A 19,948-nucleotide genomic window follows, 5' to 3' on the forward strand; every position below is an offset into this window, starting at 1 on the left:
GGTCGGTGGGGCCGAGCGGGCCGGCGGGATCAGCGGCCCAGCGCCTCGCTCAGCTTGACGCGGTTGCCCATCCGCAGCAGCGACCCGGTGTAGATCCGCGCGGCCAGCATGACGACGAGGCCCGTCGTCGCGGCGAGGATGCCGAGCGAGAGCACGGGCTCCCACCACAGCGCCTCGCCGAAGAACATCCGCGCCGGCATCGCGACCGGGGCGCTGAACGGCACGTACGACAGCACCTGCATGACCGTGAGGTTCGTCCCGAAGAACGCCACCCCCATGAACGGGAGCATGACGAGCATCATCGCCGGCGTCATGACGGCGCCGGAGTCCTCCTGGCGCGAGACCATCGCGGCTCCCGCGGCGAAGATGCTCGCGACGAGGACGAACCCGAGCAGGAAGAACACGACGAACCACACCATGGGGGCCGTGAGCAGGGCGAGGAGCTGCGCCTGACCGGTCACGGCGAGGCCCAGGACGACGGCCGCCGCCATGACGACAGCTGAGCCGACCCCGATGATCGAGTTGCCGATGATCTTGCCGGCCATGAGCGCCCGGGCGGGGACGGCCGCGAGCAGGATCTCGACGATCCGCGACTGCTTCTCCGTGATCGTGTTCTGCATGATCATCGCGCCGGAGCCCAGCGCCGACATCATGAACACGAGCCCGAAGCCGTAGGCGACGAGGTAGCGCAGCCCGTCGGAGACGGCGTTCGGGTCGAGCAGCTCGACCGGCGGGGTGACGGCCAGCGCGTTGACGACGCCGTCCGGCGGGGAGGTGAGACCGATCACCGTGTACCCGACGGGGGAGTCCGACGGGACGAGCACCGCGTCGACCTCGTCGCCGCGCAGCAGGGCCTCGCCGGCGGCCCGGTCGTCGACGGCGACGATCTCGATCGTCTCGTCCTCGACCGCGGACGCCGTGGCGCTCGCGGGCACGCCGTCGACGACGGCGACCTTCGCGGCCGACGTCCCGCCGCCCCCGACGAGGTTGGCGATGACGATGCCGCCGATGATGAGCGCGATCGTGATGAGGTTGGAGATGACGAACGACTTCGACCGGATCTGGCTGGTCACCTCCCGCTCGGCCACGAGCCAGGTCGCGGACCAGGAGGAGAGGCTGGGGTTCGCGGAGGTCGCGGGCGTGCCGCCCTGGGGTGTCGTCGTGCTGGTCATGCGACTGCCTCCTTCGTGGTGGCCTCGGTCGTGGGGTCGGTGGTGGTGTCGTCGGCCTCGTCGCGGATGACGTCGCGGAAGATCTCGCCGAGCGTCGGGCGCACGGGCGTGAACGACGTGACGCCGCCGCGGCCGACGGCCTCGGTGAGCACGAGCTGGGCGGCCGCGTCGTCGGCCGCGAACGTCACGTGGTCGCCGGCGAGCTCGTCGACGACGACGCCGGGCACGCCGCGGACCCAGCCGGCGTCGCCGCGGGCGGCCATCGCCCAGCGGTTCCCCGCGTGCTCGGCGCGCAGGCCGTCGCGGGTGCCGCGGGCGCGGATCCGGCCGCCGGCGATGATGACGAGGTCGTCGCACAGGCGCTCGACCACGTCGAGCTGGTGGGAGGAGAACAGGACCGGGATGCCGCGCGCCGCGTGCTCGGCGACGACGGAGACCACCTCGTCGACCGCGAGCGGGTCGAGGCCGGAGAACGGCTCGTCGAGGACGAGGACCTCCGGGGTGTGGACGAGGGCCGCGGCTACCTGGACCCGCTGCTGGTTGCCCAGCGAGAGCGAGTCGAGGTTGTCCTTGGCGCGCGCGGCGAGGTCGAACCGCTCGAGCAGGGCCATGGCGCGCTTCGTGGCGCTGGCGCGGTCGATGCCGTGCAGGCGCGCGAGGTAGGCGAGCTGCTCGCCGATGGCCATCTTGGGGTAGAGCCCGCGCTCCTCCGGCATGTAGCCGAACCCGCGGCGGTCGTCGCCCGTGATGGGACGGCCGTCGATGGTGGCGGTGCCCGAGGTCGGCGCGAGCACGCCGAGGAGGATGCGCATGGCGGTGGTCTTCCCGGCGCCGTTGCCGCCGACGAAGCCGGTGAGGCGGCCGGGTGCGACGTCGAACGTGACGCCGTCGAGGGCGCGACGCTCGCCGAATGTCTTGGTGACGTCCGTGAGGCTCAGCATGCGTCCAACGCTAGGAAGGAGCGAGGCCGGGGGGATCGGCCGCGTGGCCGATCTTCGGGGTGGAGGGCTCTCGCCCACGCGGCGGACCCGGGCCGTGAGCCGGGGGCGATCCGGGCGCGTGGCGGGGGTGATCCGGGCGCGACCCCGCAGCGCTGGGCTCGACCCTCCTCGGTCCGCCGGGTCCGCCCGGTTCGCCCGGTCCCGCGGTTCGTCCGCGAGACCCGCGGGCGGGCAGGGCACGGCCGGGCAGGCCCGCCCGCGGACGGCTCAGGTGAGCGGGACCAGGCCGCTGCGGTAGGCGTACGCCACGGCCTGGACCCGGTCGCGCAGGCCGAGCTTGGCGAGCACGTTCGAGACGTGGGTCTTGACGGTCGCGCGTCCGACGAACAGCCGCGCGGCGATCTCCTCGTTCGACAGCCCGAGGGCCAGCAGCTCCAGCACCTCGAGCTCCCGGTCGGTGAGGGGCACGACGACGCCGCCCGCCCCGGCCGGCGTCCCGAGGCCGCCGGTGTCGGCGCCAGCCGTCGGGGCGCCCGCGCCGACCGTCATGGCAGCCGCGCCGGTCGTCGCAGCCGTCCCGCCGGCGCGGACCGCCCGCTTGATGACGGCCATCGTGAGCTCCGGGGCCAGCAGCGCCTCGCCCGCCGCGACGGCGACGATGGCGTCGACGAGCTGCTCCGGCCGGGAGTTCTTGAGCAGGAACCCGCTCGCGCCGGCCTCGAGCGCGGTGATGAGATAGTCCTCGCGCTCGAACGTCGTGAGCACGAGCACCCGGCTGGTCACGCCCGGATCGGCCACGAGCCGCCGGGTCGCCTCCAGGCCGTCGAGCACGGGCATCTCGACGTCCATGCACACGACGTCGGGCGCCTGCTCGCGCACCACGGCGAGCGCCTCCTGACCGTTCGCCGCGGTCCCCACGACGTCGATCGCGCCCGAGGCCTGGAGGATCGTCCGGATGCCCTCGCGCATCATGGCGTGGTCGTCGACGAGGACGACGCGAACGGGGCCGGCGGAACCGGTGTCCGGCGTCGGCAGGGTCGCGGGCAGGTGCGTCGCGTCGGACGGCATCACGTCAGCTCCTCGGTCAGGGTGTCGGCGGTGGAGCGGTCGGCGGCGGTGGGCCGGGCCTCGGCCCCGTCGGGGACGGTCGCCCGGACGATGAAGCCGCCCGAGCTGCGCGGTTCGGCCGTCAGCGTCCCCCGCATCGCGGCCACGCGCTCGCGCATGCCCTGGAGCCCGAGGCCGCCACCCCGCGGGCGGGGCATGGGACGGCCGCGGCCGTCGTCGGTGATCTCCAGCTCCACGGTGTCGGGCAGGTAGCGCAGCCGGACGCGCGTGCGCGTGCCCGTCCCGGTGTGCTTGACGACGTTGGTGAGCGCCTCCTGCCCGATCCGGTACAGGTTGAGCCCGACCAGCGGTGAGAGGTCCCGCGGCTGGCCGACCACCTCGAGGTCGGCCAGCAGACCGGCGCTCTGCGCCTCCTCGACGAGCTGGGGGAGCTGGGACACCGTGAGCGAGGAGCTGGCCGACCCGGGCGGTGCGGTCGCGTCGGCGCCCCAGTCGGCGCCCCCGTCGTCGGACCCGGTGGCGGTGTCGTCCCGCAGCGTCCCGAGCAGGTCGTACAGCTCGCTGACGGCGGCGCGGGCCGAGTCCTCCAGCGCCACGAGCTGGCGCTGGGCGCCGGCCGGGTCGCGCGGGATGACGGCCCGCGCCGCGGCGGCCTGGATGCCCATGAGCGAGACGTGGTGGGCGACCGCGTCGTGCAGCTCGCGCGCGATCCGCAGCCGCTCGATCGTCACGGCCTGCCGCGACACGATCTCCTGCTCGGCCTCGAGCTGCGCCGTCCGGTACTCGACCAGCGCCCGCTCGCGCGCCGCGTTCCACGAGTGGCTCCCGAACCACCAGGCGCCAGCGAAGTAGAGGATGTTGATGAGGACCTGGCTGAGCATGAACGCCATGGTCGGCGTCAGGACGCCGAGCCCCTCGCCCGGCAGGTCGTCGTCGAACGCGGACAGGCCGGTGCGGAACAGGCTCACCACGAGCCACACGACCATGATGTCGATGACGATCGCGCGCACGAGCACCGCGCGGCGGCGGTTCGCGTCCCACGCGCCGACGGTGTAGAGCGCGCAGAACAGGGAGACGTTCGAGATCGTGCCCTCGGCGACGGGGAGCTCGCCGATGAGCACGAACGCGACCGTCACGACGCCGAGCACGACGGCCGGCCAGCGCCGGCGCACCGTGAGCGGCAGCGTCACCCCGGCGAGGACGAGCGCCGACACGCCCAGCGACGCCGCCTTCTCGCCGTACACCCCGGTCGCGGTGCCGAGCGCGAGCGAGAGCAGCGACAGCAGGTAGAGCCCGATGCCGCCGAGCACGTCGGTGCGCAGCTGCTCCGGACTCGGCTCGGCGCGCCGCCAGCCGGGCAGCTCGGGATCGGTCAGGGTCATGCCGATCAACCTAGCGAGGCCCACCGACACGCTGCCTCCCCCGCGCGGCGGAGGCCTGTGGGCGACGGCGTCGCGCTCGCCGCCCGCGGGCGTCACGGAGCCGGGGACGCGGGCGTCACGGACGTGCCCGGCGTCGATGTCGGTGGTGGCGCCTACCCTGGGACTCGCCATGAACAACCTCTTCGACGGCCTCGCCGGTCTCTCGTCCCTCACCGCGCCCGCGTCCGGGTCGACCCACGATCGCGCGGCGGGTGCCGTCCTGCCCGGGATCGTCCCGGCGAACCGGGACGCGGCGGCCGCGCGCGGCGGCGGCACCGGGGCCGAGCCGGACGCGAGGGGCGAGCGTCCGGGCGGCGCGCGGCGGGGCCGGCCCTCGCCCGACGACCTCGTGGCGGGGCTCAACCCGCAGCAGCGCGAGGCCGTCGAGCACCGCGGCGGCCCCCTGCTCATCGTGGCGGGCGCCGGCTCGGGCAAGACCCGCGTCCTGACGAACCGGATCGCGCACCTGCTCGCGACCGGCGAGGCCCGCCCGGGGGAGATCCTCGCGATCACGTTCACCAACAAGGCGGCCGCCGAGATGCGCGAGCGCGTCGAGGCGCTCGTAGGCCCCGCGGCGCGGATGATGTGGGTGTCGACGTTCCACTCCGCGTGCGTGCGGATCCTGCGCCGGGAGCACGCGGCGCTCGGGCTCCGGTCCAGCTTCTCGATCTACGACGCGGCCGACTCCCAGCGCCTCATGCAGCTCGTCTGCCGGGAGATGGACCTCGATCCGAAGAAGTTCAACCCGAAGGCCTTCAGCCGCAAGGTGTCCGACCTCAAGAACGAGCTGATCGGCCCGCGGGAGTTCGCCGCGACCATCGCGGACGGCAACGCCTTCGACTCCGCGCTCGCGCAGGCGTTCGAGCGGTACCAGGCCCGGCTGGCGCAGGCGAGCGCGCTCGACTTCGACGACCTCATCGCCCAGACCGTCCGCCTGCTGCGCGAGTTCCCGGACATCAAGGAGAGCTACCGCCGCCGGTTCCGGCACGTGCTGGTCGACGAGTACCAGGACACCAACCACGCGCAGTACGTGCTCGTGCGCGAGCTCGCCGGCGTCGAGACCGAGGGCTGGGACACCCGCGGTGCGGTGCTGCCGACGGGGCAGCTCACGGTCGTCGGCGACGCTGACCAGTCGATCTACGCCTTCCGCGGCGCGACGATCCGCAACATCCTCGAGTTCGAGGAGGACTACCCGAACGCGCGGACGATCCTGCTGGAGCAGAACTACCGCTCGACGCAGAACATCCTCACGGCGGCGAACGCGGTCATCGCCCGCAACGCCGGCCGTCGCGCCAAGAACCTGTGGACGGCCGAGGGGGCCGGGCCGAGCATCGTCGGGTACGTCGCGGACTCCGACCACGACGAGTCGACGTTCGTCGTGGAGGAGATCGACCGGCTGGGCGACTCCGACGGGGTGAAGCCCGGCGACGTCGCGGTGTTCTACCGGACCAACGCGCAGTCACGGTCGCTGGAGGAGCGGCTCGTGCGCGCGGGCATCCCGTACAAGGTGGTCGGCGGGACGCGGTTCTACGAGCGGCGCGAGATCAAGGACGCGATCGCCTACCTGCACGCCGTGGCGAACCCGGACGACGCGGTCAACGTCCGCCGCATCCTCAACGTGCCCAAGCGCGGCCTGGGGGAGCGGACGGAGGGGACGCTCGCGTGGTTCGCCGAGCGTGAGCGCATCTCGTTCGGTGCCGCGGTCGAGAGGTACGCCGAGGTCGGACTGCCGCCGCGGGCGGAGAAGGGCGTCGCCGGCTTCGCCGAGCTGATGGCGGGGCTGCGGGCGATGCTCGAGGGCGGGGCCAGTGCCGCCGAGGTGCTCGACGCCGCGCTCGACCGGTCCGGCTATCTCGCCGAGCTGCGCGCCTCCGACGACCCGCAGGACGCCTCGCGCGTGGAGAACCTCGCCGAGCTGCACGCCGTGGCCGAGGAGTTCGCGCAGGCGACGCCGGACGGCACGCTCGCCGACTTCCTCGAGCGGGTCTCGCTCGTCGCGGACGCCGACCAGATCCCGCTCGACGACGGGGGCCAGGGCGTCGTCACGCTCATGACGGTCCACACGGCCAAGGGGCTGGAGTTCCCGGTCGTGTTCGTCACGGGGCTGGAGGACGGGACGTTCCCGCACATGCGCTCGCTGGCCGACCCGGACCAGCTCGCGGAGGAGCGCCGGCTCGCCTACGTCGCGCTGACGCGCGCGCGGCAGCGGCTCTACCTGACCCGGGCCGCGGTGCGGACGTCCTTCGGGGTGCCGAACCAGATGCCGGCCTCGCGGTTCATCGACGACATCCCGCCCGAGGTGCTGGAGTGGCGTCGCGAGGAGTCGGCGACCGAGGCGATGCGCCGCGGCTGGGCCGGCGACGGGTACGGCTCGGGCGGGTACGGCGGCTACCGCTCGCGTCGCGACGACGACGGCGACTTCGCGCCCGCCTACGGCTCCGGCGCGCGCCGGGGCGAGCGCGGGTCGACGGGGCCGCGCGGGCCGCGCTCGTTCGGTGACGGCGCGCCGGCGTCCGGTGGGCTCGGGACCGGGACGAGCCGCGGGAGCGCCGCGACGCGGTCCACCGCCTCGGCCGACGTCCCGAGCCTCGCCGTCGGCGACCGGGTCACCCACGACTCCTACGGACTCGGCACCGTCGTGTCGCTCGAGGGTGCGGGGTCCAGCTCCGTTGCGAAGGTCGACTTCGGCTCGGCGGGCGTCAAGCGCCTCCTCCTGCGCTACGCCCCGGTCACCAAGCTCTGACCCGCGCGCCGACCTCCGGGTTCCGCGGGGAGTGCCCGTGGGTGTCTGGCCGGCGCACCCTCCCCCGGAGCGCCCTGTCGGGCGACCGGCGAGGTCCTCCGGACCCGATGTAGCGGACATCGGGCGGGGCCTCGGAGGCGGAGGTCCCGGAGCCCGCCCGGCACCCGCGGTGAAGTAGGCTGAGGCCGGAATCTCTCTACGTCGAGAGATCTCGGCTGCACTCCAGACACGACGGAAGGACCCGGTGTGGACCTGTTCGAGTACCAGGCGCGCGACGTCTTCGAGAAGCACGGGGTCCCCGTCCTGCGAGGCATCGTCGCCACCACCCCGGACGAGGCCGAGGCCGCGGCTCGCGAGCTGGGCACCGACGTCGTCGTCGTGAAGGCCCAGGTGAAGACTGGCGGACGCGGCAAGGCCGGCGGCGTCAAGGTCGCTCGCAGCCCGGAGGAGGCCCGCGCCCACGCCGAGGCCATCCTCGGGATGGACATCAAGGGCCACACCGTCCACCGCGTCATGATCGCCGAGGGTGCCGACATCGCCGAGGAGTACTACTTCTCCGTCCTGCTCGACCGCGCCAACCGCTCCTACCTCGCCATGGCGTCCAAGGAGGGCGGCATGGAGATCGAGCAGCTCGCCGTCGAGCGGCCCGAGGCGCTCGCGCGCGTCGCCGTCGACCCGCTCGTCGGGATCGACGCCGCGAAGGCGGCCGAGATCGTGGCGGCCGCGCACTTCGACGACGACGTCGCGGACCAGGTGGCCGAGGTCGTCCAGCGGCTGTGGGACGTCTACACCGGCGAGGACGCGACGCTCGTCGAGGTGAACCCGCTGGTCAAGACCGGCTCGGGCGCCATCGTCGCCCTCGACGGCAAGGTCTCCCTCGACGCGAACGCGGACTTCCGCCACCCCGACCACGCCGAGCTCGAGGACACGTCGGCCGCCGACCCGCTCGAGGCCAAGGCCAAGGAGAACGACCTCAACTACGTCAAGCTCGACGGCGAGGTCGGTGTCATCGGCAACGGGGCCGGGCTCGTCATGAGCACGCTCGACGTCGTCGACCTCGCGGGCAAGAACCACGGCGGTGTCTCCCCGGCCAACTTCCTCGACATCGGCGGCGGCGCCTCGGCCGAGGTGATGGCGGCCGGCCTCGACGTCATCCTCGGTGACCCGCAGGTCAGGAGCGTCTTCGTCAACGTCTTCGGCGGGATCACGGCGTGCGACGCGGTCGCCAACGGCATCGTCGCCGCGCTCGACATCCTCGGCGACGCCGCGACGAAGCCCCTCGTCGTCCGGCTCGACGGGAACAACGTCGAGGTGGGGCGCCGCATCCTCCTCGAGGCCGCGCACCCGCTCGTCACGCTCGCCGACACGATGGACGGCGGCGCCGACAAAGCGGCCGAGCTCGCCGCCGCGGCCGGTCCCGCGGCCTGACCGCCACTACTCGCGCGACACCGACGCAGCTAAGGAAAGAAACGACATGGCGATCTTCATCGACGGCGACTCCCGCGTCATCGTCCAGGGCATGACCGGCTCCGAGGGCACCAAGCACACGACGCGCATGCTCGCGTCCGGCACGGCCATCGTCGGCGGCGTCAACCCCCGCAAGGCCGGTACCGCGCAGACGTTCGCGCTGCCCGACGGCACCGAGGTCGAGGTCCCGGTGTTCGGGACGGTCGCCGAGGCCGTCGCCGCCACGGGCGCCAACGTGTCCGTCATCTTCGTCCCGCCGGCGTTCACCAAGGCCGCGGCGGAGGAGGCGATCACCGAGGGCGTGCCCGTCGTCGTCGTCATCACCGAGGGCGTGCCGGTGGCCGACACCGCGCAGTTCTTCGCCCTCGCCGCCGAGAAGGGCGTGCGCCTCATCGGTCCGAACTGCCCCGGCATCATCAGCCCCGGCAAGTCCAACGTCGGGATCATCCCGGCCGACATCGCGGGACCGGGCCGGATCGGGCTCGTCTCGAAGTCGGGCACGCTGACCTACCAGATGATGTACGAGCTGCGGGACTTCGGCTTCTCCACCGCCATCGGCATCGGCGGCGACCCGATCATCGGGACGACCCACATCGACGCCCTCGAGGCGTTCGAGGCCGACCCGGAGACCGAGCTCATCGTCATGATCGGCGAGATCGGCGGCGACGCCGAGGAGCGCGCGGCCGAGTACATCCGCGAGCACGTGACGAAGCCGGTCGTCGGCTACGTCGCCGGGTTCACGGCGCCGGAGGGCAAGACGATGGGCCACGCCGGCGCGATCGTCTCGGGCTCCGCCGGCACCGCGGCCGCCAAGAAGGAGGCCCTCGAGGCCGCCGGCGTGCGGGTCGGCACGACGCCCAGCGAGACCGCGCGGCTCGCCCGGGAGCTGCTCGCCTGACCCCGGGGGGAGGGCACCCGTGACGGGTGTCCGCTCCGTGCGGATCGGACACCGACCGCCGCCGTCCTGCCGGAGGTCGCCGTGGCATCCCCGCTGGTCGGAGCCGTCGCGCCGCTGAACGGTCGCCGAGCTGACGCGTCGCATCCGCGCGGAGCGGACGGCCCGGTGGGGCCTCGTGCGGCGTGGCACCCCGGCGCACCCCGTCGCGCGTTGCAGCATGGACGCGATGGCACGTCCTCCAGCTCCCCGCGTCCGCCCGACCCCCCGGGCGGAGCCCGCGCGTCCCCGGCGCGACGCGGGTTCCCGCGCCGTCGACGTCGGACGCGACGACGCGGGGCTGGACCCGGCCCCGGACGACGATCCGGACGCCTACCTCGACGCCGACGTCCTCGACGACCAGGACGCGGCCACGGCGGACATCGGCGCCGAGCTCGTGGTCGACGACCTCTGGGACGACACCGCGGAGCTCGACCTGCTCGGGGGCACCGGGGAGTACGGCGCCTCGACCGGACGTCCAGGGGCCGCGACGGTGCGCTCGGCCCGCGCCCGGGTCATCGACGACGCCCCCTCGGCCGCCCGGCCCACGCCCGAGTGGCGGGTCGCGCTGGGCGACCTCGGCCGGGGCGCCCGCGTCGCGCTCGAGGCGCTCGTGGTGTCCTGGCTCGTCGTCGTGGTGCCGGTCGTGGCGGGGTACGTCGCGACCGTCACGGCCCCGAGCCTCGGCGGGACGAGCTGGAGCGACGCGGCGCGCAGCGCGACCTCCGGCTGGCTCCTCGGGCTGGGGGAGCCGTTCGACGTCGTGACCGCCGCGACCGCGACGACCCCCGAGGTCGTGACCCACGTGACGCTGGTCCCGCTCGGGCTCACCGCCCTCGTCCTCGCCCTGCTCGCGGGCGGCGTCCGCCGGGCCCGGATCGACTCGCTGCCCGGCGTCATCGGGCTGCTGCTCGCGGGTGGCGCCGTGCTCTGGCTCGCCTACACGATCGCTGGCACGACGCCGACGTCGCGCGCGGTGCTGACGCAGCTCGGCGTCGCGGCGCTCGCGCTCCTGCTCGGCATGCGGTCGACGCTCGCGCTGCTGCGCCCGCACGACCCGCGCTGGCGCGAGATCACGGGCTGGGTCGTGGCCGGCGTGCGCGCCGGGGCCGCGCTGCTGGTCGGGCTCGTCGCGCTGGGCGCCGCGCTCCTGCTCGTCACCCTTCTCGGCTCGTTCGGCGACGTGCTCGCCGTCCACGCCGCCCTGGGGCCGGACCTCATCAGCACCGTCGTCCTCGTCCTCGCCCAGGCGGCGGCGCTCGTGACGCTGCTCGTCTGGGGCGTCGCCTGGCTCGCCGGCCCCGGGTTCGCGATCGGGGCCGTGAGCGTCTCGCCCGTCGCCGCGACGGCCGGCCCGCTGCCGGCGCTGCCCGTGCTCGCGCTCGTGCCGGACGCCGGCCCCGGCCCCGGCCGCTGGGTCGGCGTCGTGGTCGTCGTGCTCGCACTCCTCGTCCTCGTCCGTCCGCTCGGCCGCACGACCGGCTGGGTCGAGCTGGCGACGACGGCCGCCGTCCCCGTGCTCGTCGTCGCCCTCGTCGGCGGCGCGGCGGCCGGGCTCTCCGGCGGCGAGGTCGGCCCGCTCATGCCGGTCGGGACGAGCGGGCCGGCGGTCCTGCTCGCCCTCGCGCTGCTGACGGCGCTCGGCGCGCTGCTGGCCGTCGGTGCCGTCGTCGGGCTCCGGGCGCTGGGCCGCGACCCGGCGCTCCTCGGCGAGCCCGTCGTCCGGGCCGCCGGGAGCCTCCGCCGGACGCTGCGCGGCTGGCGCCGCTCGGTGCGCCGTCGCGTCCGCCGCGCCTGACGCCGGTCCGTTCGCCGACGGGCCCGCCGCGGTCCGGACCGGGGGCCAGGCCACCCGGCGGTCCGACTACCCTCGCAGGGTGACGTCTCCCCGCTCCGGCCAGCGCTGCCGCGTCGTCGTCCTCATCTCCGGCGGCGGGTCCAACCTCGCCGCGCTCCTCGCCGCGTGCGACGACCCGGGCTACGGCGTCGAGGTCGTCGCCGTCGGGGCCGACCGGCCGAGCGCCGCGGGGCTCGACCTGGCCGGCGAGCGGGGCATCCCGACGTTCGTCGAGCGCGTCGGCGACCACGCGACGCGCGAGGGGTGGGACGCGGCGCTCACCGCCGCCGTGGCCGCGCACCGGCCGGACCTCGTGGTCTCCGCGGGGTTCCTCAAGCTCGTCGGCGCCGAGTTCCTCGCCGCGTTCCCCGGCCGCTACCTCAACACGCACAACTCGCTGCTGCCGGCCTTCCCCGGCATGACGGCCCCGGCCGACGCCCTCGCGTACGGGGTCAAGGTCGCGGGTGCGACGCTGTTCGTCGTCGACGCCGGGGTCGACACCGGGCCGATCATCGCCCAGACCACCGTCCCGGTGCTGGACGACGACGACGTCGAGGTCCTGACCGAGCGGATCAAGCAGGCCGAGCGGGCCCAGCTCGTCGACGTCGTCGGCCGGATGGCGCGCGAGGGCTGGAGCGTCGCGGACCGGCGCGTCCGGATCGGCGGCTGACGCCCGACGCCCGAGGGTCGGCAGGCCAGCCGGACCGACGGGCCCGCGGACGCGCCGGTAGACTGGCGGACGGGCCGCGACTGGCGAACGAGGTGGAGCACCACCGGGGAGCTGCCCAGTGCTGGTGACCACCCCGCGTGCCGGACGCCTGGGCCCGCGGCCTGCAGACCCGACCCCGGGCCGCCAACGATCGCCCGGGGTCCGCACACCCAGGAGCACCGATGGCCACGCACGCCACCCGTACCGCCGAGCGCGTCCCGGTCGAGACCCCGGACGTCGTCCCGGTCCGCCGCGCCCTCATCTCCGTCTACGACAAGACGGGCCTCCTCGACCTGGCAGCCGCGCTCGCCGCCGCCGGCGTCGAGATCGTCTCGACCGGCTCGACGGCCGCCACGATCGCCGACGCCGGCATCGCCGTGACCGCCGTCGAGCAGGTCACGGGCTTCCCCGAGATGCTCGACGGCCGCGTCAAGACGCTGCACCCGCGCATCCACGCCGGGATCCTCGCCGACCGCCGCTTCGCCTCGCACGTGGAGGCGCTGGCCGACCAGGACATCGCGCCGTTCGACCTCGTCGTCGTCAACCTCTACCCGTTCTCGCAGACGGTCGCCTCGGGCGCGAGCGAGGACGACTGCGTCGAGCTCATCGACATCGGCGGCCCGAGCATGGTTCGCGCCGCGGCGAAGAACCACGCGAGCGTCGCCGTCGTCGTCGACCCGTCGTCCTACGGCGAGGTCGGGGAGGCGGTGACGGCCGGCGGGTTCACGCTCGCGCAGCGCCGGCGCCTCGCCGGTCTCGCGTTCCGCCACACCGCGAGCTACGACGTCGCGGTCGCGTCCTGGTTCGGCGACGTGCTCTCGCCCGACGACCAGATCGAGACGCTGGCCGGCCCCGTGCGCTCGGGCTTCCCGGGCTGGGTCGGCGCCACCTGGGAGCGCGCCGCCGTGCTGCGCTACGGCGAGAACCCGCACCAGCGCGCCGCGCTCTACGTCTCCCACCACGGCTCGCCGGGCCTCGCGCAGGCCGAGCAGCTCCACGGCAAGGAGATGAGCTTCAACAACTACGTCGACGCCGACGCCGCGTGGCGCGCCGCCTGGGACCACCCCGGTCCGGCGGTCGCGATCATCAAGCACGCGAACCCGTGCGGCATCGCGGCAGCTCCGGCGCGCGGTGCCGCGGGTGACGGGGGCGCCGAGGCGTCCATCGCCGAGGTCTACGCCGCCGCCCACGCGTGCGACCCGGTCTCGGCCTACGGGGGCGTCATCGCCACCAACCGCGAGGTGACCAGGGCGATGGCCGAGGCGATCGGCGAGGTGTTCACGGAGGTGGTCATCGCGCCGTCGTTCGCGCAGGACGCGCTCGAGGTGCTGACGCGCAAGAAGAACCTCCGCCTGCTCGTCGCGGCGCCGCCCGTGCGGGACGACGTCGAGATGCGCCCGATCTCGGGCGGCATGCTGCTGCAGGCCCGCGACGCGATCGACGCGGAGGTCGAGGGCGGCGGCGACGCCGCCGAGGCGTGGCAGCTCGCCGCGGGGGAGCCGGCCGACGCCGCGACGCTCGAGGCGCTCCAGTTCGCCTGGAACGCGGTGCGGGCGGTGAAGTCGAACGCGATCCTGCTCGCCGCCCCGGCCGAGGTGGTCGTGGCCCCCGACGGCGACGTCGTCGACCGGGTCGTGGCGTCCGTCGGCGTCGGGATGGGGCAGGTCAACCGGGTCGACTCGTGCCGGCTGGCCGTCGAGCGCGCGAACGCCAACGGGGTGGAGCGGGCGCGCGGCGCCGTCGCGGCCTCGGACGCGTTCTTCCCGTTCGCCGACGGCCTGCAGGTGCTGCTCGACGCGGGGGTGCGCGCCGTCGTCCAGCCCGGCGGGTCGGTCCGCGACGCCGAGGTGATCGAGGCCGCGCGCGCCGCCGGCGTCACGCTCTACCTCACGGGGACGCGGCACTTCGCCCACTGAGGCGCCCGGGCCGAGCGGGGGCGGACGGAGGGGTCGGCGGGGTCGACTGCCTCTAGGCTGACCCGGTGAGCACACCGCAGGAGCGACCGACCTGGCAGCTGCGCCCCATGGTGTGGTGCTGCCTCGGGCTCGCCGTCGTCTCGACGCTGCTGTCCGTCCTCGGCCCCGTCCTGCTCGGCCTGTACGTGCTGGCGGGCGGGCTCGTGGCGCTCGCGGTGCTGCGCGCCGTCGGGCCGGGGGAGGACTGGCGGATCGCCCGCTCGCGCGGCTTCGACGTGGTGCTGCTGCTCGCGCTGGCCGCGGCGGTCGCCTACCTGGCCAGCACCCCCGACCTCTGACCGCCGGTCCGCGGACGCCGAGCCGGTCGCGGACGCCGCGGCGGGACGACGAAGGCCCCCACCCGAGCGGGTGGGGGCCTTCGTGTGTCGTGTCGACGCCGAGCGTCGGGACGGGCTCAGGCGCGCGCGGCGCCGTCGTCGTCGCTCTCGGGCTCCTCGGCCTGGACGGCCTCCGCGGGAGCCGCCTCCTCGGCGGCAGCCTCCGCCGCAGCCGCAGCCGCAGCCGCGACCTCGGCCGCGGCGAGCTCCGCCTGGGCCGTCGTCTCGGCCTCGACCCCGACGGTCTCCGCCGCGGTGACCTCGGCGGCCTCGACCTCGACGGTCTCCGCGGCCTGCGTCGCGGCGGCCCGGGAGAGCAGCGCGTCGATGCCGTCGGCCTCCACGTCGTCGAAGCCGAGCTCGGTCGCGACGGCCGCGGCCGCCGAGCCGGACGCGATGACCTCGGTGGCCTCGGGGTCGCGCCCCTCGGTCAGCTCGAGCGACGCCTCGGGCCACTCGCCCTCGGTCGACGGGGTGGGCGTCACCATGAGGTAGACGACGCCGGCGATCGCGGCACCGAGCAACGGCGCGGCCCAGAACACCCAGAGCTGGCTGATCGCCCAGAAGTCGGAGAACAGCGCGCTGGCCGTGGAGCGGGCCGGGTTGATGGACGCGTTGGTGAACGGCACCGTGAGCGCGACGAGCGCGGCGAGCGTGAAGCCGATGGCGACGGGGGCGTTGCTCACGTTGGCGCGCTTGTCCGTGACGCCGAGGATGACGCCGACGAACACCGCGGTCGCGATGACCTCGATGAGGATCGCGTGGCCGAGGCCGAACTGGACCGCGCCCTGCGTCGAGGTCGCGAGCGGGGAGTGGTCGCCGAAGCCGTTGCTCGCGCCGGAGAACCAGCCCCGGTTCGTGCCGCCCGTCACCGTGGCCAGGCCGGAGGGCATGAGCAGGAACAGGAGCGTCGAGGCGAGGATGCCGCCGATGAGCTGCGCGACCCAGTAGGGGACCAGGTCGGCCCACGAGATGCGGCGAGCGATCGCGGCGCCGAGCGTCACGGCCGGGTTGAAGTGGCCGCCCGACACGTGACCGACGGCGCTGGCCGCGCCGAGCACGGCGATGCCGAACGCGAGCGGGACGACCAGGCCGTTGCCGGCGACGCCGCTGGCGGTCGCCCACAGCGCCGTCCCGACACCGAGGAGGACGAGCACGAAGGTGCCGAACACCTCGGCGCCCACGCGGGCGAGGAGCGAGTAGCTGGGGACGACGTCGAGCTCGAGCTCGACGTCGTCGGTGGCCTCGACGGCAGTGGACATGAGAGTGCCTCCTTGGGCATGGTCGGGTGGGCGCCGGCGGCACCAGCACCCAACGATGCCACCCCCGCCGGCCCAGCGCGATACTGGCGCGCCACCGTCCAGCATCGTGGACGAACCTGTGAGATCTCTCGACGTCGAGAGAACCGGCCTCGCTCGGGTAGCCTGGCAGCACACCACGCAGCGGAAGGACGCTCCATGTCGAAGATCAAGGTGGCCGGGCCCGTCGTCGAGCTCGACGGCGACGAGATGACGCGGATCATCTGGCAGTTCATCAAGGACCGCCTCATCCACCCCTACCTGGACGTCGACCTGCGCTACTACGACCTGTCGATCCAGAACCGCGACGCCACCGACGACCAGGTGACGGTCGACGCGGCCGTCGCGATCAAGGAGCACAACGTCGGCGTCAAGTGCGCCACCATCACGCCGGACGAGGCGCGCGTCGAGGAGTTCGGGCTGAAGAAGATGTGGGTCTCCCCGAACGGGACGATCCGCAACATCCTCGGCGGCGTCGTCTTCCGCGAGCCGATCATCATCTCCAACGTCCCGCGGCTGGTCCCGGGCTGGACGAAGCCGATCGTCATCGGCCGTCACGCCCACGGCGACCAGTACAAGGCGACCAACTTCAAGGTGCCCGGCGCCGGCCAGCTCACGGTGACGTTCACGCCGTCTGACGGTGGCGCGCCGATCGAGCACGTCGTCGCGAACTACGGTCCCGACGGCGGCGTCGCGATGGGGATGTACAACTTCACGCAGTCGATCATCGACTTCGCGCGGGCCTCGTTCTCCTACGGCCTCAAGCGCGGCTACCCCGTGTACCTCTCGACGAAGAACACCATCCTCAAGGCGTACGACGGCGCGTTCAAGGACATCTTCCAGGACGTGTTCGACCGTGAGTTCAAGGCGCAGTTCGACGCGGCCGGGCTCACCTACGAGCACCGCCTCATCGACGACATGGTCGCCTCGGCCATGAAGTGGGAGGGCGGCTACGTCTGGGCCTGCAAGAACTACGACGGCGACGTCCAGTCCGACACCGTCGCGCAGGGCTTCGGCTCGCTCGGCCTCATGACGTCGGTCCTCATGACGCCGGACGGCCGCACGGTCGAGGCCGAGGCGGCGCACGGCACGGTGACGCGGCACTACCGCCAGCACCAGCAGGGCAAGCCGACGTCGACCAACCCGATCGCGTCGATCTTCGCCTGGACCGGCGGCCTCAAGCACCGCGGTGCGCTCGACTCGACGCCCGAGGTCGTCGGCTTCGCCGAGACGCTCGAGGACGTCGTCGTCACGACGGTCGAGTCCGGGCGGATGACGAAGGACCTCGCGCTGCTCGTCGGCCCTGACCAGGAGTGGCAGACCACCGAGGACTTCCTCGCGACGCTCGACGAGAACCTCGCGGCGCGCCTCGCCTGAGGCCGTGGATCCTGAGCCGCGCATGACGTCCACCCCTCCGATCACGCTCGCGCTCTCCGGAGCGGCGGGCCAGATCGGCTACTCGCTGCTGTTCCGCGTGGCCAGCGGCGAGCTGTTCGGACGGACCCCGGTCCGGATCCGGATGCTGGAGGCACCCCGGGCGCTCGCCGCCGCGGCCGGGGTCGCCCTCGAGCTGCAGGACGCCGCCAGTCGACTCATCGTCGACGTCGAGGTGACGGCGGACCCGCGTGCGGCGTTCGCCGGCGCGAACGTCATCATCCTCGTGGGCGCTCGCCCGCGCACGGTCGGCATGGAGCGGCGCGACCTGCTCGAGGTGAACGCGGGGATCTTCGGCCCGCAGGGCCGGGCGCTCGGCGAGGTGGCTGCGGACGACGTCCGCGTGCTCGTCATCGGCAACCCCGCCAACACGAACACGCTCCTGACGGCGGCGAACGCGCCGGACGTCCCGCGCGAGCGGTTCGCGGCGCTCACCCGTCTCGACCACAACCGCGCCGTCGCGCAGCTCGCCCTGCGGACCGGCGTCGGCGTCGCGGAGATCTCCCGGCTCACCGTGTGGGGAAACCACTCCCGCACGCAGTACCCCGACCTGCGCCACGCGCTCGTCGGCGACCGTCCGGCGCTCGACGTGGTCGGCCGGGAGTGGGCGGAGAGCACGTTCATCGACGTCGTCGCGGCGCGCGGGGAGGAGATCATCCGCGCCCGCGGCGGCTCGTCGGTCGCTTCTACCGCGACCGCGATCATCGACCACTCCCGCGCTCGGCAGCTCGGTGTCCGGGAGGGCGACTGGACGTCGGCGGGGCTCATCTCCGACGGCTCCTACGGCGTGCCCGAGGGGATCGTGTCGTCGTTCCCCGTGCGCTCGGTCGACGGACGGTGGGAGATCGTCCAGGGACTCGAGATCGACGCGTTCTCCCGGGCCCGGATCGACGCCTCCGTCGCGGAGCTGCTCGACGAGCGCGCGGCCGTGTCGGCGCTCGGGCTGCTCTGACGCGCTGCCCCGACGCCCGAACGCCCGCCGGCCCTCGCCGGCCCCGCACCCGCCCGCCGACGAGGGCACCAACGACCGCCGCTGACGGGGAGAGACCTCCCGGTCGGCGGCGGTTCCGCGTGCCCGGACCGGCGGCGGCGGGCCGAGCGGCCCCGTCCCCTGACTTCGACGGACCGGCGCGATCGGCTGCCGTGACTTTGAGTATCGAACGGATGAACCGTCCCCGGCGGGCAAGCGGGGCGAGAATCCGTGACCAAACTGTGATCTGAGGCCACAAGTTCCGGCTTGACTTTGAGACTCGAACCCAAGAGAGTTGTCGCCAACGGCGCCGGGGGCATCCCGGGCCGGTCCGAACCGAGTCGGGCGAGGCAGCTCGACCGGTCATCCTGGCAATGATGCGAAGGAGTACTCACATGCGTGTGGGGAAGTTCAGTGTGGCCGCGGTCGTCGCGGCGGGAGCGCTCGTCCTGGCGGCGTGCGGCGGGTCCGGCGCGGGCGGTGGCGGGGCCACCGGCACGGACGAGGGTGCGACGGAGGCGACGACGGCCGAGTCGACGGACGCCGGCGGCGACACCGGTGCCGCGGCCGAGGGCACGATCGGCGTCTCGATGCCGACCCAGACCTCCGAGCGGTGGATCGCCGACGGCAACGCCGTCAAGAAGGGCTTCGAGGACCTCGGCTACAAGGTCGACCTCCAGTTCGCCAACGACGACATCCCGACGCAGTCCCAGCAGATCGACCAGATGATCACCTCGGGCGTCAAGCTCCTGGTCATCGGCGCGATCGACGGCACCGCGCTCTCCGGCCAGCTCGAGGCCGCCGCCCAGGCCGGGATCCCGGTCATCGCCTACGACCGGCTCATCCGTGACTCGGAGAACGTCGACTTCTACGTCACGTTCGACAACTACAAGGTCGGCGTCCAGCAGGCGACGTCGCTGCTCGTCGGGCTCGGCGTCCTCAACGAGGACGGCTCGGAGAACGCCGACGCGAAGGGCCCGTTCAACGTCGAGCTGTTCGCCGGCTCGCTGGACGACAACAACGCGCACTTCTTCTGGGGCGGCGCGATCGACACGCTCCAGCCGTACATCGACTCCGGCGTGATCGTCGTCCCCTCCGGTCAGACCACGATCGAGAAGGCCGCCACCCTGCGCTGGCAGCAGGAGACGGCGCAGAAGCGGATGGAGGACCTGCTGACCTCCACGTACTCCGGTGGTGACAAGGTCGACGGCGTCCTCTCGCCGTACGACGGCATCTCCCGCGGCATCATCACCGCGCTGCAGAACGCCGGCTACGGCACGACGATCGCCGACGGCCTGCCCATCGTGACGGGCCAGGACGCCGAGATCGCCTCGGTCAAGCTCATCCGCGACGGTGTCCAGTTCGCCACGATCTTCAAGGACACCCGCAAGCTGGCCAACCAGGCCGTCGTCTCCGGCACGGCGTTCCTCAAGGGCGAGACGCCCGAGGCGAACGACACCGAGACGTACGACAACGGCGTCAAGGTCGTCCCGTCCTACCTGCTGGAGTCGGACATCGTCTACGCCGGCAACATCCAGGAGCTCCTCATCGACTCCGGGTACTGGACCGAGGAGCAGGTCGCCTCGGGCGTCGCCTGATCCTCGACCCGACACCGGGTCCCGGCCCGCACCCAGCGTGCGGACCGGGACCCGGTCATCCGC

The 19,948-nt window shown here is 73.6% G+C and carries 15 protein-coding genes and 1 riboswitch; of the genes, 10 read left to right on the top strand and 5 right to left on the bottom strand.

What is annotated here, in order from left to right:
- Nucleotides 1–29 precede the first annotated feature (29 nt).
- The 4 genes from EDD28_RS10060 to EDD28_RS10075 all read right to left on the bottom strand — a co-directional run bounded on the left by EDD28_RS10060 (nucleotide 30) and on the right by EDD28_RS10075 (nucleotide 4,563).
- Nucleotides 30–1,172, bottom strand: coding sequence for an ABC transporter permease (locus EDD28_RS10060; protein ID WP_123739486.1), 1,143 nt, complete (start codon nucleotides 1,170–1,172; stop codon nucleotides 30–32).
- Complete coding sequence (locus EDD28_RS10065) at nucleotides 1,169–2,113, bottom strand: ABC transporter ATP-binding protein (RefSeq protein WP_123739487.1); 945 nt, start codon at nucleotides 2,111–2,113, stop codon at nucleotides 1,169–1,171. The genes EDD28_RS10060 and EDD28_RS10065 overlap by 4 nt, the downstream gene beginning before the upstream one ends.
- 267 nt (nucleotides 2,114–2,380) lie before the next feature.
- A complete protein-coding gene (locus tag EDD28_RS10070; protein ID WP_123740044.1) occupies nucleotides 2,381–3,181 on the bottom strand; it encodes a response regulator transcription factor in 801 nt (266 codons plus the stop codon).
- Entirely contained in the window at nucleotides 3,181–4,563 is a 1,383-nt protein-coding gene (locus EDD28_RS10075) for a sensor histidine kinase (RefSeq protein ID WP_170169421.1), read from the bottom strand. The genes EDD28_RS10070 and EDD28_RS10075 overlap by 1 nt, the downstream gene beginning before the upstream one ends.
- 169 nt (nucleotides 4,564–4,732) lie before the next feature.
- Between EDD28_RS10075 and EDD28_RS10080 the strand changes: the two genes are divergently transcribed.
- The 7 genes from EDD28_RS10080 (at nucleotide 4,733) to EDD28_RS10110 (ending at nucleotide 14,546) form a co-directional block, all read left to right on the top strand.
- Entirely contained in the window at nucleotides 4,733–7,345 is a 2,613-nt protein-coding gene (locus EDD28_RS10080) for a UvrD-helicase domain-containing protein (protein WP_123739489.1), read from the top strand.
- A gap of 246 nt (nucleotides 7,346–7,591) precedes the next feature.
- On the top strand, nucleotides 7,592–8,773 hold the full coding sequence (sucC, locus tag EDD28_RS10085; protein ID WP_123739490.1) for an ADP-forming succinate--CoA ligase subunit beta: 1,182 nt from the start codon (nucleotides 7,592–7,594) through the stop codon (nucleotides 8,771–8,773).
- A gap of 46 nt (nucleotides 8,774–8,819) precedes the next feature.
- Complete coding sequence (sucD, locus tag EDD28_RS10090) at nucleotides 8,820–9,710, top strand: succinate--CoA ligase subunit alpha (RefSeq protein WP_123739491.1); 891 nt, start codon at nucleotides 8,820–8,822, stop codon at nucleotides 9,708–9,710.
- 226 nt (nucleotides 9,711–9,936) lie between these two features.
- Complete coding sequence (locus EDD28_RS10095; protein WP_123739492.1) at nucleotides 9,937–11,544, top strand: cell division protein PerM; 1,608 nt, start codon at nucleotides 9,937–9,939, stop codon at nucleotides 11,542–11,544.
- A 79-nt stretch (nucleotides 11,545–11,623) separates the two neighbouring features.
- Entirely contained in the window at nucleotides 11,624–12,253 is a 630-nt protein-coding gene (gene purN, locus EDD28_RS10100) for a phosphoribosylglycinamide formyltransferase (protein ID WP_123740045.1), read from the top strand.
- 66 nt (nucleotides 12,254–12,319) lie between these two features.
- Nucleotides 12,320–12,414, top strand: a riboswitch (ZMP/ZTP riboswitch).
- Nucleotides 12,415–12,474: 60 nt separating this feature from the next.
- A complete protein-coding gene (gene purH, locus EDD28_RS10105; protein ID WP_123739493.1) occupies nucleotides 12,475–14,208 on the top strand; it encodes a bifunctional phosphoribosylaminoimidazolecarboxamide formyltransferase/IMP cyclohydrolase in 1,734 nt (577 codons plus the stop codon).
- A 65-nt stretch (nucleotides 14,209–14,273) separates the two neighbouring features.
- Entirely contained in the window at nucleotides 14,274–14,546 is a 273-nt protein-coding gene (locus tag EDD28_RS10110; RefSeq protein ID WP_148059589.1) for a DUF3017 domain-containing protein, read from the top strand.
- A 116-nt stretch (nucleotides 14,547–14,662) separates the two neighbouring features.
- Here the strand turns inward: EDD28_RS10110 and EDD28_RS10115 are convergent, their stop codons facing one another.
- A complete protein-coding gene (locus tag EDD28_RS10115; RefSeq protein ID WP_211339161.1) occupies nucleotides 14,663–15,847 on the bottom strand; it encodes an aquaporin in 1,185 nt (394 codons plus the stop codon).
- 195 nt (nucleotides 15,848–16,042) lie between these two features.
- Here EDD28_RS10115 and EDD28_RS10120 point away from each other — a divergent pair, with 195 nt between their 5' ends.
- The 3 genes from EDD28_RS10120 to chvE all read left to right on the top strand — a co-directional run bounded on the left by EDD28_RS10120 (nucleotide 16,043) and on the right by chvE (nucleotide 19,885).
- Nucleotides 16,043–17,260 carry an NADP-dependent isocitrate dehydrogenase gene (locus EDD28_RS10120; RefSeq protein ID WP_123739495.1) on the top strand — a complete coding sequence of 406 codons (1,218 nt, stop codon included), beginning with the start codon at nucleotides 16,043–16,045 and terminating at the stop codon, nucleotides 17,258–17,260.
- Between the two features lie 22 nt (nucleotides 17,261–17,282).
- The gene (locus EDD28_RS10125) at nucleotides 17,283–18,269 is read left to right on the top strand and encodes a malate dehydrogenase (protein WP_123739496.1); all 987 of its coding nucleotides are present in this window, start codon (nucleotides 17,283–17,285) and stop codon (nucleotides 18,267–18,269) included.
- A gap of 413 nt (nucleotides 18,270–18,682) precedes the next feature.
- Nucleotides 18,683–19,885 (top strand): multiple monosaccharide ABC transporter substrate-binding protein, encoded by a 1,203-nt coding sequence (gene chvE / locus EDD28_RS10130; protein ID WP_123739497.1) that lies wholly within the window; start codon nucleotides 18,683–18,685, stop codon nucleotides 19,883–19,885.
- The last annotated feature ends 63 nt before the right edge of the window (nucleotides 19,886–19,948 follow it).

The organism is Salana multivorans, from assembly GCF_003751805.1.
GTDB lineage: Bacteria > Actinomycetota > Actinomycetes > Actinomycetales > Beutenbergiaceae > Salana > Salana multivorans.

What these genes read in the sequence shown, in the direction of transcription:
- EDD28_RS10060 (WP_123739486.1), bottom strand. Translation starts at nt 1,172, where the DNA reads ATGACCAGCACGACGACACCCCAGGGCGGCACGCCCGCGACCTCCGCG.
- EDD28_RS10065 (WP_123739487.1), bottom strand. Translation starts at nt 2,113, where the DNA reads ATGCTGAGCCTCACGGACGTCACCAAGACATTCGGCGAGCGTCGCGCC.
- EDD28_RS10070 (WP_123740044.1), bottom strand. Translation starts at nt 3,181, where the DNA reads ATGCCGTCCGACGCGACGCACCTGCCCGCGACCCTGCCGACGCCGGAC.
- EDD28_RS10075 (WP_170169421.1), bottom strand. Translation starts at nt 4,563, where the DNA reads ATGACCCTGACCGATCCCGAGCTGCCCGGCTGGCGGCGCGCCGAGCCG.
- EDD28_RS10080 (WP_123739489.1), top strand. Translation starts at nt 4,733, where the DNA reads ATGAACAACCTCTTCGACGGCCTCGCCGGTCTCTCGTCCCTCACCGCG.
- sucD (WP_123739491.1), top strand. Translation starts at nt 8,820, where the DNA reads ATGGCGATCTTCATCGACGGCGACTCCCGCGTCATCGTCCAGGGCATG.
- EDD28_RS10095 (WP_123739492.1), top strand. Translation starts at nt 9,937, where the DNA reads ATGGCACGTCCTCCAGCTCCCCGCGTCCGCCCGACCCCCCGGGCGGAG.
- purH (WP_123739493.1), top strand. Translation starts at nt 12,475, where the DNA reads ATGGCCACGCACGCCACCCGTACCGCCGAGCGCGTCCCGGTCGAGACC.
- EDD28_RS10115 (WP_211339161.1), bottom strand. Translation starts at nt 15,847, where the DNA reads ATGTCCACTGCCGTCGAGGCCACCGACGACGTCGAGCTCGAGCTCGAC.
- EDD28_RS10120 (WP_123739495.1), top strand. Translation starts at nt 16,043, where the DNA reads ATGTCGAAGATCAAGGTGGCCGGGCCCGTCGTCGAGCTCGACGGCGAC.
- EDD28_RS10125 (WP_123739496.1), top strand. Translation starts at nt 17,283, where the DNA reads ATGACGTCCACCCCTCCGATCACGCTCGCGCTCTCCGGAGCGGCGGGC.
- chvE (WP_123739497.1), top strand. Translation starts at nt 18,683, where the DNA reads ATGCGTGTGGGGAAGTTCAGTGTGGCCGCGGTCGTCGCGGCGGGAGCG.